A 13,639-nucleotide genomic window follows, 5' to 3' on the forward strand; every position below is an offset into this window, starting at 1 on the left:
AAATCGGTTATGACGACCCGGCGTGACATTTTGCAATATGGAGCGCTGGGTGTTGCAGCGGGTGCTGTGCCTTATGGCGTGGCGGGCACGGCGAAGGCTGCGAGCGATTCCCCTGCCCCCGGTGCCATCACCATTCCGCCACCGATCACCAATGAAGAACGCGCCGCGCGCATTTCGGCGGCGCAAGGCATGATGCAGGCCCATAACATGGCCGGAATTGTCGTCGAGGCTGGCACTTCGATGATGTATTTCTCGGGCCTTGGCTGGGGGCGCGGCAGCAGGCTAACCGCGCTGGTAATACCCGCAGACAGCGACCCTGTCGTCATCACCCCGGCGTTCGAAGCGAGCAAATTGGCAGAGCTTATGGTCATGCCAATGGAAGTGCGCACATGGGACGAGCATGAAAGCCCAACCGCCCTCATCGCCAGCGTGTTCGAAGGTCAGCCAAGCGAGCGTTCCATCGGGCTTGAGCGTACGGTGCGGCACTTTGTTGCAGATGGCCTGAAAAAAGACGGCGGCGGGCGCGAGGTCGTTTCGGCAACCCCGATTGTCGCCAGCCTTCGCCAGATCAAAAGCGCCCAGGAAATCGCGCTCATGCAAGCGGCGAACGACATCACCATGGCTGCCTATCGCGAGGTTTACCCTCAGGTGCAGGCGGGCATGGTCGGCAGTGAAATCGGCGCGATGATGAATGAGGTGACCCTTGCACTTGGCGCACAGCCAACCTTCTCCTCTGCGCAAGTAGGAGAGGCGAGCGCTTATCCCCATGGCTCGAAGAAAGTCTATGAAGTGGCGAGAGGCGAAGTCATCCTGATGGACTGCGGCTGTGATGTGCATGGCTATAAATCCGACATCTCGCGCACGTGGGTGCATGGCGAGGCCAATGCCGAGCAAACCCGCGTCTGGAACATTGTGCGCAAAGGCCAGGATATCGTTATGGAAATGGCGCAGGTCGGCGGATCATTTGGCGCAATCGACGATGCGGTGCGTGCTTACTACGAAAGCGAAGGCTTTGGCCCGGATTACAAAACCCCCGGCCTATCCCACCGCACCGGCCACGGGATCGGGATGGACATTCACGAAGACCAGTTTGTGGTGCGCGGTAACGAGACCCCGATTGCCGCTGGCATGTGTTTCTCGAACGAGCCGGGTATCTATCTGCCGGGCAAATTCGGCGTGCGATCAGAGGATTGCATCTACATGACCGACGCGGGACCAAAGCTGTTTTCCGAGCGCTCGATCTCTATCGAGAACCCCATGAACCTGTAGGCCTTACCGGTCTTTCCAGCGGCCCTTCACAGGCTCAAACTTGTCGACCCGGATCGACTGCCACACGCCGCCGGTGACATAGGGATCATCATTGACCATCGCGCGCGCGGATGTCTCATCCTCGGCCTCGATAATCAGCAGCGAACCCACAAATTCGCCCTGCTTGTTGGTAAGCGGTCCAGCGGCAAGATAGTTTTCGGAATGCTCCGCCATATGCTTGCGCTGCTCTTTCAAATGAAGGGCGCGCAAGGTTTCGCTGTCTTCGCCATCGCGGCAATAAAAGCAGAACAAGGCCATGCGTGTCTCTCCAGCTGGGTGTGGGCGTTCTCACGCCATTATCACACACATCACCGCCTTCAAGTAGGGGCGATCAAGGATAGTTTTTCACCAGCGAGAGCGGGGTCCGCAAAAGGGGCCGGCAATCGACTTCGCTTGATTGTCAAAGGCGACGGGGGCACAGGCGATTTAAAGGGCGCAAGACGCCCCGACTCAACTCGGATGCTCTTACAAACATATGGCCACGACCGATCTGACCAAACCCTCCTTTCAATCGCTCGATCGAAGCGATCTGCGCCTTGCGTACCGCGCAGAAGAAGAAGCGTGCATTCGCGAACGGTTGAAACAGGCAGCCCCTGCGCGAAAAGTCACAGACGAGGCAGCGGGCCTTGCGGTCAAATTGATCGAAGGCGCCCGCGCTCACAAAGCCAGCGGGATCGACGCATTCCTTCAGCAATACGGCCTCGATACAGAAGAAGGCATTGCGCTGATGTGTTTGGCAGAAGCGCTCCTTCGTGTGCCCGACAATGCGACCGCTGATGCGCTTATTCGCGACAAGATCGGCGATATCGATTGGGGTGAGCATCTGGGCGAAAGCTCGTCCACCTTTGTGAACGCTGCGACCTTTTCGCTGATGATGACGGGCGAAGTGTTGGAGCAACCCGAAGCGCAGCAGCGCGGCATGGGCTCCACCTTGAAGCGCGCTGTCAATCGTCTGGGTGAACCTGTGGTCCGCACCGCCACCTTGCAGGCGATGCGCATTTTGGGCGGTCAATTCGTGTTTGGCCGCGATATGAATGAGGCGCTCAAACGCGCCGCGCCTGAACGCGCCAAAGGCATCACCCACAGCTTTGATATGCTGGGCGAGGCGGCGATGACCTTCGATGATGCGGAGAAATACCGCGCATCGTACGAACGCGCGATTGAGCGGCTTTCGACAGAGGCTTCGGGCAATATCAGCACATCACCGGGCATTTCGGTCAAGCTTTCGGCATTGCACCCCAAATACAGCTATCTCCATGCTGATCAGGCCCGCCGTGACATTGTGCCGATTGTCCGCGATCTGGCGGTAAAGGCGCGTGATGCCAACATCCATTTCACCATTGATGCAGAAGAGGCCGAACGCCTTGAGCTTTCCCTTGATATTATCGAGGAGCTGATCGCGGATGATGATCTCTTCCGGCGCGCGGATGGCACCGCATGGGAAGGCTTTGGTCTTGCAATACAGGCCTATCAAAAACGCGGCGTTCCCTTGTGCGACTGGATCGCCAAACTGGCCCGCCGCCATGGCCGCAAACTGTTCGTGCGCCTTGTCAAAGGGGCCTATTGGGACGCGGAGATAAAGCTCAGCCAGGTTGGCGGGTTTACCGACTATCCGGTCTTTACCCGTAAGGTTGCAACCGATGTGTCCTACCTCGCCTGCGCGGTGCGATTGTTTGAACATGACGATGTGATCTACCCCGCCTTTGCGACGCACAACGCCAATTCTGTTGCGGTGGTGAAGGAGCTTGCTCGCATCCCGGCCTCAAGTAGCGAAGCGGTAGGCCAACCAAAATACAAACCGTTCGAATTTCAACGCCTCCACGGCATGGGCGAAGAGCTGTATCAGGCGCTTTCCAAATTAGAGGGCAATAACCCCACGCCGGTTCGGATTTATGCCCCTGTAGGCGGGCATAAGGAACTGCTCGCATACCTCGTTCGGCGGTTGCTTGAGAACGGGGCAAACACCAGCTTTGTGAACCGTATGGGCGATGCCGAATTTGCCGCCGAAGATCTGGTGCGCGATCCGATGGAGGAGCTGGAGCGGCGCTCAACCTTGCGCAATCCTGTGATATTGCTGCCCGAAGATATTCTGGGCGCAAGGCTGAATAGCGCTGGGGTCGATCTGTCCGATCCTCTGGTGCTTGCCCCCTTGCAGGCACAGCTCAAAGAGCTTGAGCAATTGAGCTGGCACGCAGAGCCGACTTTTCCCGCTGATGATGCGGGCGAAATCGCGCCGATCACCATGCCGCATGACCTGTCAGTAGAGGTCGGCACGAGGCGCGACAGTACGGCCGAAGAGGTGGATGCCGCCTTTGCGCGGGCTGTCGAAATTCAACCGGGTTGGGATGCGCTAGGCGGGGACAAGCGCGCGCTTCTCCTGGAAGAAGCGGCCGATCTGTTCGAAGCGCACACGCCCGAATTCCTCTCGCTGTGTCAGCGCGAAGCGGGCAAGACGCTGCTTGATGGGGTCGCCGAACTGCGCGAGGCGGTCGATTTCCTGCGCTATTACGCAGGCGAAGCGCGGCGGCAGTTCGAAACCCCGATCCAGCTTCCCGGACCAACGGGTGAGGACAACGTCTTAAGCCTTCACGGGCGCGGCGTGTTTGCAACGATTTCGCCGTGGAATTTCCCGCTCGCCATCTTCATCGGCATGGCCTCGGCAGCGCTGGCCGCTGGTAATGCGGTGATCGCAAAGCCTGCTGAACAAACGCCGCTGATCGCGGCCCTTGCGGTGAAACTGTGCCATGAGGCGGGCATCCCGCCAGAGGCGCTGCAATTGCTTCCGGGCGCAGGCGATGTCGGGCAAATGATTACCAGCGATCCCCGGCTTGCGGGCGTTGCGTTTACAGGGTCAACCGAAACCGCCCAGGCGATCAACCGCACGCTGGCATCGCGCGATGGACCGATTGCGACCCTGATCGCAGAGACAGGCGGACAAAACGCGATGATCGTCGATTCATCCGCACTGCCAGAACAGGTGGTGCGCGATGTGCTTGCCTCGTCCTTCCAGAGCGCGGGACAGCGGTGTTCGGCGCTTCGCGTGCTGTATCTTCAGGACGATATCGCCGATGACATGATCACAATGATCCGGGGCGGGTTTGATGCGCTGACCATTGGCGATCCGGCGGACCTCTCCACCGACGTGGGTCCAGTGATTGACCGCGACGCGCAGGCCGCGCTGGAACGCCACATCGCCCGGCGCGAATCTTCGGGCGTGACAGTGTGGAAGCGTGAATTGGGCGAATTTGCCGCCAAGGGATGCTTTGTTGCGCCCGCAATCATGGAAATCGGTTCTATCCTTGATTTGAAACGCGAGAATTTTGGCCCCATCCTCCACATCGTGCGGTTCAAGGGGAAGGATTTGCCCCGCGTTATTCAGGACATCAACGCGACCGGATACGGCCTCACCCTTGGCCTCCACAGCCGGATCGAGGCCACCCATCGCTTTGTTCAGGCCCATGCGCGGGTCGGCAATATGTATATCAACCGCAACCAGATCGGCGCGATTGTCGAAAGCCAGCCATTTGGCGGAGAGGGCCTGTCGGGCACTGGGCCCAAGGCAGGTGGGCCGCATTATCTGGCGCGCTTTGCGACAGAGCGGGTGACCTGCACCGACACAACGGCGGCAGGCGGAAACGCGACCCTTTTGGCAAGCTTGTAAACCCGTCTTGCAAGGGGTCGAATTTATGGCGATAAAAGGCGGATTATGACGCGCGCTCTTACCCGGCTTATCGCCCCGCTTCTTGCTCTTTTCGCTCTTCTTTCAGGCCCTGCTGCCATGGCCGCGGTGGAAATTCATTTCCACTCCTTCAACGGCTCTGTTTTCGGGCGGTATCCGCACACCTTTATCGTGCTCGACGGAACGCTGGAGGCTGATGGCAGGGTGATCGAGGAGAACTATGGCTTTTCTGCTCAAAGCTCGACCGCGGCCGTTTTGGGTGGGTGGGCAGCGCATATGGTTTATGTCGAGAAGGATGAATACATCCGCAAAACCAACCGCCATTTCTCGCTCAAGCTTAGCGATAAGCAGTATTTCCAGATCGTCGAAGAAGTACGCAAATGGAAGAATGAGCCGGGCAAACGCTACAGCCTTGGGTCGCGCAATTGCATCCATTTCGTGGGCGAAATGGCAAAAATTCTGGGGCTGAAGGTCGAATATCCCAGCAATATGCTGCGCCGCCCGAAGAGATGGCTGAACCATGTCACCGGGCTTAATCCAGAACTCGGTGCTGCGCGGATCAAGTAGGCTCTAAGCTGCCCTCCAGCCCCGCAGCCTCAAGCTGCCTTCCAACCCCACGTGAGGTTGTTGGGAGGCATATTTGCCCACATCACCTTTGTGTCGATCCGGTCAAACACAGCTTCGGTCAAACGGCGCGCGATCAGGCGGTATTGATAGGTCAAAAACCCGCCGCCCGGTTTGAGCACGCGGTAACTTGCCTCGACAATGGATTTTGCCAGGGGTTCAGGCAGGCCAGAGAACGGCAATCCCGATATAACAATGTCCGCCTTGCCAAATCCGGCCGCGCCCACAATCGCCTCTACATCAGCAGCAGACCCCAAAACCGCTTTGAAGCGTGGGTCGCGGATCGTGTCTTTGAGATGATCGATAAAGTGGGCGTTGGTATCAATCGCGATAAGCCGCGCATCTGCTGGCAAAAGCTCGAGAATGGGCCGCGTAAAAGTGCCGATGCCCGGCCCATATTCGACAACAACTTTGCAACCCTTCCAATCAACCAATTGCAGCATGCCTTGAACCGTCGCTTTGGAAGAAGGGAAAAGAGCGCCCACCATTCCGGGGTTTTCAATCGCGCCCTGCAAAAACACGCCAAAGGATCCAAGCAGCTTGCCAGTAAGCCGCGCAGTGCCGCGCCGCGTACCGCGAGCGACCGATTTTGCGCTGATATTGCCAGTCATGCCTTGTGTGTATCCTTGTCGATTTTGGGCCCCGCCAAGCGGTAGCACCTGTGTCTTGGACCGTGCAATGGACTGTAAAAAAGCGCCTGTGAAGGTGCAATCGACCGCACATCCGACAGGCCGCTGCCTGCACCCGTCCAACAGACTCATCCGGATAAGTGCGCTGCCCGCCTTGCCGTGTCCGCCGCCTTCCGGAATCAATCCATGCATGGCAATTTTATCAGACAAATGGATTCGCGAACAAGCGCAGCAACACGGCATGATCGAGCCGTTCGTCGAAGCGCAACGCCGCGAGGGTGTGATTTCTTACGGGCTTAGCTCGTTTGGCTATGACGCGCGGGTCGCGCCCGAATTCAAGATTTTCACCAATGTGAACTCGGCAACGGTCGATCCCAAAAGCTTTGACGCTGAAAGCCTGGTCGACCGGGAAACCGATGTCTGTATCATCCCGCCCAACTCCTTTGCCTTGGCACGGACGGTCGAATATTTCCGCATCCCCGAAGACGTGCTGGTCATCTGCCTTGGCAAGAGCACCTATGCGCGCTGCGGGATTATCGTGAATGTGACCCCGCTTGAGCCGGGCTGGGAAGGTCATGTGACGCTGGAATTTTCGAACACGACGCCGCTGCCTGCGAAAATCTACGCCAACGAAGGCGCGTGCCAGTTCCTGTTCCTTAAAGGCAACGAACGGCCGGAGGTCACCTATGCCGACAGGGCAGGCAAATATATGGGTCAGCGCGGCGTGACGCTGCCGCGGCTGTAGGGCCAAGGTTGTAGGGGTGTCGGCGGGCTTTCCATTCTGGCGTGTTGTGCCCTCCGACAGCGGGCGGGAAGGGGCATACACTTTGCCCGTCATGCCGCCTGCGACCGTCGGGCCAGAAGGCGCGCCGCATATCATGGGCGGGGTCGCATTGGCGGCAATCATCGATGCGATGGAGCTGGCAAGCGGACAGCCGATCCTTTGGGCCAATATCCAGTTTTTAAGCCCCACCCAGCACGCCGAAGAGCTGCATATCACAGCCTCACAATGCGGCGGCGGGCAATCGGTCGGGCAATGGATGGCAGATGCGCACGTCAATGGACGCCCAACCCACCGGGTAAGCGCAAGTCTGGGCGCGCGCGAACCGAGCGAAAAGCACATATTTGCCAAGATGCCCGATGTGCCACGACCTGACGAATGCGAGCCCATGGGCGGCCCTGCGTGGGGCGCGCCGGGCGCGTTGCACGATCAGGTTGAAATGCGACTCGCTGCGCAAGACTTTGACACAGGCGATATCTGCGTCTGGAGCCGCAACGCCTCAGGATTCGAAAACAGCGCAGGCTGGCTGGCGATTGTCTCCGATTTCTTCCTTGGCGGTCACCCGAAAACGGCAGGCGGTTCAAGCCTGGATGCAACCTTCCGTTTCGTCCAGTCCGCGCCTCCCGGATGGGTGTTGTCCGTAACCGATTATGCAGCCTTTGATCGTGGCGTGGTGCATGGCAGCGCGCGGTACTTTGGCGAGGATGGACAGCTGCTCGCCCTCTCCAGCCAGACCGGCGTTTTGCCGCGCATCCCTCGCGCGTAGGGTCAGGACCCCGGAACATTTTCCTACACCGCCTTGCGGCGTTAAACCTGCCTGCGGCGCTCGTGCACCGATCTTCGGGCGTCAAATTTTTATGGCAAAGTGTCTCATAGGGTTAAGAGGTTAAGGCTATTAATATCAATGATTTAGAGAATTTCGCATCGATCCTATGAGACACATGTGTCTAATAGGATCCATGGGGCACCAATCGCAAAACCGGCTCATCCGGCAAAAAACGCGCCTGTAAAAGGTGGCAAATCGAGCACAACCGCCTAGGTGATGAAACAAATTCAAGGAGAACCCACATGAGCGATACCGAGTTTGACATCATCGTCTATGGCGCAACCGGATACACCGGACGCTTGGTCGCCGAATATCTCGACCAACACTACGGCAGCCGCGATGACGCGCCCAAATGGGCGATGGCGGGCCGTTCACAGGACAAGCTCGAGGCGGTGCGCGACGAAATCGGAGCGCCTGCCGATACGCCTTTGGTGGTTGCTAATGCCGATGACCCTGCTGACCTTGAAGCGATGTGCAAGCGCACCAAAGTCGTCCTCACCACCGTTGGCCCATACCAGATGTATGGCGACAAGCTGGTCGCGGCCTGTGTGAAAACCGGCACCGATTACGCCGACCTTTGCGGAGAGCCTGCGTGGATGGCCGAAAAGATCGCCGAGCATGGCGAAGCGGCCAAGGCGTCGGGTGCGCGCATCTGTTTCTCAAGCGGGTTCGATTCCATCCCCTTCGACCTCGGCGTTTTGATGACGCAGAAGGTCGCCAAGGAACGCTTTGGCGCACCTGCCAAGAAAATTCGCGGGCGTGTGCGGGCGATGGCGGGCACATTCTCTGGCGGGACTGCGGCAAGCCTTGGCGCAACGATGAAAGCGGCGGCCAAAAACCCCGGCGTCATCAACGTGCTGCGCGATCCGTTTGCCTTGGCAGAAGGGTTCAAGGGGGCAAGCCAGCCCACCGGCATGGTGCCGATGTATGAGGCGGACCTCGACAAATGGGCGGCGCCTTTTGTCATGGCCCCGATCAACACAAAGAACGTGCACCGCACCAACTTTCTGTTGGGGCACCCTTATGGCGAAGACTTCCAGTACGATGAAATGATGCTGACCAGCCCCGGCGAAGCGGGCAAGAAGATGGCCGAGGCCGCGGTTGAGATGATGAAAAACCCGTTCGGCGCAAAACCGCCTAAACCGGGCGAAGGGCCAAGCGCGGAAGAGCGCGAGAACGGTTTTTACAATGTGCTGTTCGTGGCAGAGGGCCCAGCTGGCGAAAACCTGCACTTTGGCGTCAAAGGCAAGTATGATCCAGGCTACGGCTCAACCAGCCGGATGCTGGCCGAAACCGGCATTGCGCTGCTTCACAGCGATGCAAAAGGCGGCATTGGCACACCGGGCTCGTTCCTGGGCGAAGCGCTCGTCGATCGCCTGCAAGAACACGCAGAGATCCAGTTTGCTGCCGAGAATTAACTGGCGAATTGATCTAGGCATTTAAGACAAAGCAAAAGGGGCCCGCCGATCGGATCGGCAGGGCCCCTTTTTAAAGGGGGCCCGCCGATCGGATCGGCAGGCCCCTTTTTTCGTATGCGCTTGGCTTTCCTACAGGGCGGCTTAGAAGCTAACCCGTGCACTCAACCGGATATTGCGGCCCGGAAGCGTGACAAAATCCTTGGTAAAGCTGGAATGGCGACGACCGGTTGCATCAAACAGGTTCTCGCCCGCGAGTTGCAGGACGACGTTCTGATTGTTCTCTAGCGGACGCCACGAGAGGTAGAGATTAACGAAAGTGAAATTGTCAGTCGCTGTTTCAAGACCCTCGGTGCCTGACTTGCCGTCGGTATATTGCACTTCGCCGCGCACGTTGAAGGCGTCCACATCCGCCTCAAGCGCGCCAAGGAGGCTCAATGGCGGAATACGCGGAACATCCCCGCCGCGTGTCCCGGAAAGGTTTGCTTTGACGTAAGAGGCACGAAGGTCAGCCGACAGATCAAAGCCATCGCTTTCCACCAGAGGAACGGTCGCATCCGCCTCAAAACCGTAAAACTGGGCATCAGACTGGAGGAACTCGAACACAGGCAGATCATCCTCTTCTTCGCCCGTTGGATTGAGGAAGATGTAGTCGTCAAACTTTTGATAGAAGGCAGCCAGATTAATCGCAGCACCGCCCACGTTGATGCGGGTGAACGCCTCAAGGCCCCATGCGCTTTCAATGCCCAGGTTTGGATCGCCAATCTCGAAGGCTTGCGTTGCGATATGCGGGCCATTGGCAAACAGCTCTTCGCCCGCAGGCGCACGCTCGGAACGCGACAAGGTGACACCAATCCGGCCCAGATCATCCTGGAGTTCGGAGACAACCGAAACCGCTCCGGAAAACAGGTTAAAGTCGCGCTCTACGCCAACGGTATCAGAATTGACATCAACCCGCTCATACCGGCCCGCCGCCTCGATCTGAACGCCGCCAAGGTCGATTTCCTGCACAGTGAAAAGCGCAAGCTGCGTCGTTTCATTGGGCGCAACAAACGCCTCTTCGCCCACCGCTTCAAAATCACGCGAGGTAAATTGAACGCCGATCACACCCCCGCCCGACTGGATAAGCTCAGCGCGCGCTTCGAAGGTTTCGGTCTCGAAAACCGTGCCAACTTCGCTGCCCTCAAATTCGGTGTGGGTGTAGTCGGAATAGCCCGCGCGCACCTTCAACCGTTCCGCGAACCCGCCGCCAAGAGCGATGTCGCCTCTGAAGTCAAAGCGCCATTGCTCAAGACCGATGGAAACCGTCTCTTCCTCCTCGCCCTCTTCTTCTGCGCCGCCCTCGCCTTCTTCACCATGGTGATGGCCGCCTTCAGGGTTGCCAACGATGCCATAGAAGGTGTCGTAATATCCGGCCGACGCGCCAAAAGTTGTATCGCCAAGGATCACGCCAATGCCGCCATTAAAGGTGTAGGTTTCGGTTGCGCTGTTGGGGAGGAACCCTTCCTGAGCCGCCGCCTCGCGAAGCTCTGCCGCTTCTTCCAATTCGCCTTCTTCCTCTTCTTCAGCCGCATCGGCAAGAAGGTCAGCGCGCAAATCATCGGTGAGCTGAAAGCCCGGGATCTCAAGATCATCAGTCTCACGATAGGAGCCATCGACGTGAACCACGAACATGTCGCCAAGGGCCACATCAAGCGAGGCACCGCCGCTGCGAAGGTTGCTCACCGTGTCAAACGCGGTCAGCGCGTCGAGCCGCAGGCCGTCTTCGGGGACTTCGGTTGGAATGCGGCGGTCCTGCACATTGACGACGCCGCCCAATGCCTGACTGCCGTAAAGCAAAGCTGCGGGTCCGCGCAGAACTTCGATGCGCTTGACCGTCAGGGGGTCAATCGAGGTTGCGTGGTCAGCCGACGTATTCGCCACATCAGCCGTGCCAAGCCCGTCGACCATAACCCGAACGCGCTCGCCATCCTGCCCGCGCAGGATCGGGCGAGAGGCACCGGGCGTAAAACTGGTGGCCGATACACCGGGGAGCTTGTCGAGCAATTCACCAATTTGCCCGTCGAGATTTTCCTGAATGTCCTCCTCTTCAAGAACGTCCTGCCCGGCAATAAAGTCGAGCTCTTCAAGCCCTTCGGCTGAGACGATGATATTGCTGCCAATATTGATAATAGCAGGCGAAAGCGGACGATTGGTCGCAGCTTCGCCCTCGCCACTAGTTTCCGCGAGCGCAGGCGCGGCGGTCAAAGCGAATGAGAGGACAGTTGCAACCGCGAGGGGAGAGGTCAGGGTCTTCATGGGGGTCGTATCAGCCTTCAATGAGATGTTACACTATATCATTGGCAGCGTTAATGGCGGCATCGCCGCGCCGCGTCCAGCCCAAAATGTTCTGAATGCTTATGATTTGGGAAGGATTTTTAGTGTGCGGCAAAATGGACACGCCGATTGGCAGCAGCAAAAGCGCTGCACGCAAAACTCGGGTCCGTTTTTTGAAATAATGGAGCGGGCGAGGCGATTCGAACGCCCGACCCCAACCTTGGCAAGGTTGTGCTCTACCCCTGAGCTACGCCCGCTCACTGACGCTTCAACAGGAAGTTGTGAAACCACACTTCTCTGTCGGGGTGGCGGGGCGATTAGCAGCGGGCGTACAACCCCGCAACCCTAAAAACGCGCAAAATTGCACTCTTATTCGCTCACCCGTCTAGCCAGAGACGCTCGCAATCTTCACAAGACCGCAAAACACCCCACATGGGGGAGAAGAATCACTCAGCCCGCGCCTCTGGTACGCCCAGGGCCGGCATTGCAAAACAGGAGCCTCCCCTTGGCCAGCATGGGACTCAACATCGAAGAACAAAAAGCCGTCGACCGTTTCCGCAAGGAAGTGGTCGAGCCCAGTATGACGAAACTCGTCATTGTCGATTTCTGGGCAGAATGGTGCGGACCGTGCAAGGCACTCACCCCGGTGATCGAAAAGGTCGCAGCTGACTATGCTGACAAGGGCGTGGTGCTTGCCAAGATCAATGTCGATGAAGAACAGTTCATCGCCGCTCAGTTCCAGGTGAAGTCGATCCCAACCGTCTATGCCCTGTTCCAAGGGCAACCGGTCGCCGACCTCACACAGGCCCGCACGCAAAGCCAGCTTTCGCAAATGATCGACCAATTGCTGGGCCAATTGCCGATTGAAGCAGGAGCAGGTGATGGCGCACCAAAAGGCCCATCGCCCGAAGAGATCGCACAGTTCATTGGCTTGGGCGAAGCAGCGCTTGCAGAGGGCGATGCCCAGCGCGCAGCTGGCATTTTCTCGCAAGTCGCAGAATTTGCGAGCGACAATCCAGCAGCGCCTGCCGGGCTTATCAAGGCGCTCATCGCAATGGGGCAAACGGACGAGGCAGGCCAAGTGCTGGCCTCGGTTGAAGCCGACCCTGCATTTGCCAACGACCCTGTGATTGCCGCTGCAAAAAGCGCTTTGGAGCTTGCGCAGAGTTCGGTCGATGATGGTGAGCTTGCAAACCTTCGCGAAGCCGCAAGCGCAAACCCTGACGATATGAACGCACAGCTCGCCTTTGCGGAAGGCGCCTTTGCCGCTGGCGCACGCGATGATGCGGCGGACACGCTTCTTTCCATGGTCGAGAAAGACCGCGAATGGAACGAGGGCGCAGCGCGCGAAAAACTGCTCAAAATCTTTGAGGCCGTAGGTCTTGAAGACGAATGGGTGGTGGCTACCCGTCGGCGACTTTCCAAGATCCTGTTCGGCTAAAGCATAATGTCGATACGCCTCTCCATCTTTCCCCTCACGGGCGCAGTCCTTTTCCCGGGCCTGCAATTGCCGCTCCATATTTTTGAACCGCGATACCGCGCGCTTATTGGCGATGCTTTGGTGCGCGACCGCCGTATTGGCATGATCCAACCCCAACGCCCGGTAGACGGCGCGCCGCTTTACTCGGTCGGTTGTATCGGGCGAATCGGAGAAATCGAGGCGATGGATGATGGCCGCTACAACGTCATCCTCGAGGGGCAATCACGTTTCAGAGTCGTACACGAAATGGATGTTGCGACCGCTTTTCGTCAGGTTGAAGCCGAGCTGATCGAAGACGACGAAGACGAAACGCTAAGCTTTGCGCAGCGCGGCGGGTTCGAACAGGAAGCCCGCGAATTTGCCGCAGTGCAAGGATACAGCGTGGATTGGGAATCGGTAAAACGCTTGGACGATCACTCGCTCATCAACGGTGTATCGCAAATCGCACCATTTGATCCGGCCTCAAAACAAGCCTTGCTGGAAGCGCCTTCCCTTGGTGAGCGGTGCGAGCTTTTGGTCCAATTGATGCAATTCTTTGGCCGCAGCGACGGCAGCGAAGAAATTACGACGCTGCAATAAGC

Annotated in this window: 11 protein-coding genes and 1 tRNA gene; 8 read left to right on the forward strand and 4 right to left on the reverse strand. The window is 58.2% G+C overall.

Going from position 1 to position 13,639, the window contains the following annotated elements:
- Nucleotides 1-9: 9 nt before the first annotated feature.
- Nucleotides 10-1,269: a M24 family metallopeptidase gene (locus tag EH31_RS13930; protein ID WP_034961429.1), complete on the forward strand. Its 1,260-nt coding sequence runs from the start codon at nucleotides 10-12 to the stop codon at nucleotides 1,267-1,269.
- A gap of 3 nt (nucleotides 1,270-1,272) precedes the next feature.
- Here the strand turns inward: EH31_RS13930 and EH31_RS13935 are convergent, their stop codons facing one another.
- The gene (locus EH31_RS13935; protein ID WP_034961432.1) at nucleotides 1,273-1,566 is read right to left on the reverse strand and encodes a YciI family protein; all 294 of its coding nucleotides are present in this window, start codon (nucleotides 1,564-1,566) and stop codon (nucleotides 1,273-1,275) included.
- 217 nt (nucleotides 1,567-1,783) lie between these two features.
- Between EH31_RS13935 and putA the strand changes: the two genes are divergently transcribed.
- Entirely contained in the window at nucleotides 1,784-4,969 is a 3,186-nt protein-coding gene (gene putA / locus EH31_RS13940) for a bifunctional proline dehydrogenase/L-glutamate gamma-semialdehyde dehydrogenase PutA (protein WP_034961434.1), read from the forward strand.
- A gap of 45 nt (nucleotides 4,970-5,014) precedes the next feature.
- Complete coding sequence (locus EH31_RS13945; RefSeq protein WP_034961436.1) at nucleotides 5,015-5,554, forward strand: hypothetical protein; 540 nt, start codon at nucleotides 5,015-5,017, stop codon at nucleotides 5,552-5,554.
- A 29-nt stretch (nucleotides 5,555-5,583) separates the two neighbouring features.
- On the opposite strand, the gene EH31_RS13950 is transcribed toward EH31_RS13945, so the two are convergent.
- Complete coding sequence (locus EH31_RS13950; RefSeq protein WP_241765936.1) at nucleotides 5,584-6,432, reverse strand: class I SAM-dependent methyltransferase; 849 nt, start codon at nucleotides 6,430-6,432, stop codon at nucleotides 5,584-5,586.
- Here EH31_RS13950 and dcd point away from each other — a divergent pair.
- The 3 genes from dcd (at nucleotide 6,431) to EH31_RS13965 (ending at nucleotide 9,265) form a co-directional block, all read left to right on the forward strand.
- The gene (dcd, locus tag EH31_RS13955; RefSeq protein WP_034961438.1) at nucleotides 6,431-6,985 is read left to right on the forward strand and encodes a dCTP deaminase; all 555 of its coding nucleotides are present in this window, start codon (nucleotides 6,431-6,433) and stop codon (nucleotides 6,983-6,985) included. The two genes, EH31_RS13950 and dcd, sit on opposite strands and share 2 nt — an antisense overlap.
- Before the next feature lie 16 nt (nucleotides 6,986-7,001).
- Nucleotides 7,002-7,787 (forward strand): thioesterase family protein, encoded by a 786-nt coding sequence (locus EH31_RS13960; protein ID WP_161782153.1) that lies wholly within the window; start codon nucleotides 7,002-7,004, stop codon nucleotides 7,785-7,787.
- A gap of 302 nt (nucleotides 7,788-8,089) precedes the next feature.
- Nucleotides 8,090-9,265 (forward strand): saccharopine dehydrogenase family protein, encoded by a 1,176-nt coding sequence (locus tag EH31_RS13965; protein ID WP_034961441.1) that lies wholly within the window; start codon nucleotides 8,090-8,092, stop codon nucleotides 9,263-9,265.
- A 141-nt stretch (nucleotides 9,266-9,406) separates the two neighbouring features.
- Here EH31_RS13965 and EH31_RS13970 read toward each other — a convergent pair whose 3' ends face one another.
- Both EH31_RS13970 and EH31_RS13975 read right to left on the reverse strand, forming a co-directional pair.
- Nucleotides 9,407-11,560, reverse strand: coding sequence for a TonB-dependent receptor (locus EH31_RS13970; RefSeq protein WP_034961443.1), 2,154 nt, complete (start codon nucleotides 11,558-11,560; stop codon nucleotides 9,407-9,409).
- 200 nt (nucleotides 11,561-11,760) lie between these two features.
- Nucleotides 11,761-11,835: transfer RNA gene (locus EH31_RS13975), tRNA-Gly, on the reverse strand.
- A gap of 257 nt (nucleotides 11,836-12,092) precedes the next feature.
- Here EH31_RS13975 and EH31_RS13980 point away from each other — a divergent pair.
- Nucleotides 12,093-13,019: a tetratricopeptide repeat protein gene (locus EH31_RS13980; RefSeq protein ID WP_034961446.1), complete on the forward strand. Its 927-nt coding sequence runs from the start codon at nucleotides 12,093-12,095 to the stop codon at nucleotides 13,017-13,019.
- Nucleotides 13,020-13,025: 6 nt separating this feature from the next.
- Nucleotides 13,026-13,637, forward strand: a complete 612-nt coding sequence (locus EH31_RS13985) for an LON peptidase substrate-binding domain-containing protein (protein WP_199797046.1) — start codon at nucleotides 13,026-13,028, stop codon at nucleotides 13,635-13,637.
- Nucleotides 13,638-13,639: the final 2 nt, after the last annotated feature.

The sequence above is a fragment of the Erythrobacter longus genome (assembly GCF_000715015.1).
GTDB classification, from domain to species: domain Bacteria; phylum Pseudomonadota; class Alphaproteobacteria; order Sphingomonadales; family Sphingomonadaceae; genus Erythrobacter; species Erythrobacter longus.

Bases quoted from the DNA above. Each gene is read 5' to 3' on its own strand.
- EH31_RS13965 (WP_034961441.1), top strand. From the start codon at position 8,090: ATGAGCGATACCGAGTTTGACATCATCGTCTATGGCGCAACCGGATAC.
- EH31_RS13970 (WP_034961443.1), bottom strand. From the start codon at position 11,560: ATGAAGACCCTGACCTCTCCCCTCGCGGTTGCAACTGTCCTCTCATTC.
- EH31_RS13930 (WP_034961429.1), top strand. From the start codon at position 10: ATGACGACCCGGCGTGACATTTTGCAATATGGAGCGCTGGGTGTTGCA.
- EH31_RS13935 (WP_034961432.1), bottom strand. From the start codon at position 1,566: ATGGCCTTGTTCTGCTTTTATTGCCGCGATGGCGAAGACAGCGAAACC.
- putA (WP_034961434.1), top strand. From the start codon at position 1,784: ATGGCCACGACCGATCTGACCAAACCCTCCTTTCAATCGCTCGATCGA.
- EH31_RS13950 (WP_241765936.1), bottom strand. From the start codon at position 6,432: ATGCATGGATTGATTCCGGAAGGCGGCGGACACGGCAAGGCGGGCAGC.
- EH31_RS13945 (WP_034961436.1), top strand. From the start codon at position 5,015: ATGACGCGCGCTCTTACCCGGCTTATCGCCCCGCTTCTTGCTCTTTTC.
- dcd (WP_034961438.1), top strand. From the start codon at position 6,431: ATGGCAATTTTATCAGACAAATGGATTCGCGAACAAGCGCAGCAACAC.
- EH31_RS13980 (WP_034961446.1), top strand. From the start codon at position 12,093: ATGGGACTCAACATCGAAGAACAAAAAGCCGTCGACCGTTTCCGCAAG.
- EH31_RS13985 (WP_199797046.1), top strand. From the start codon at position 13,026: ATGTCGATACGCCTCTCCATCTTTCCCCTCACGGGCGCAGTCCTTTTC.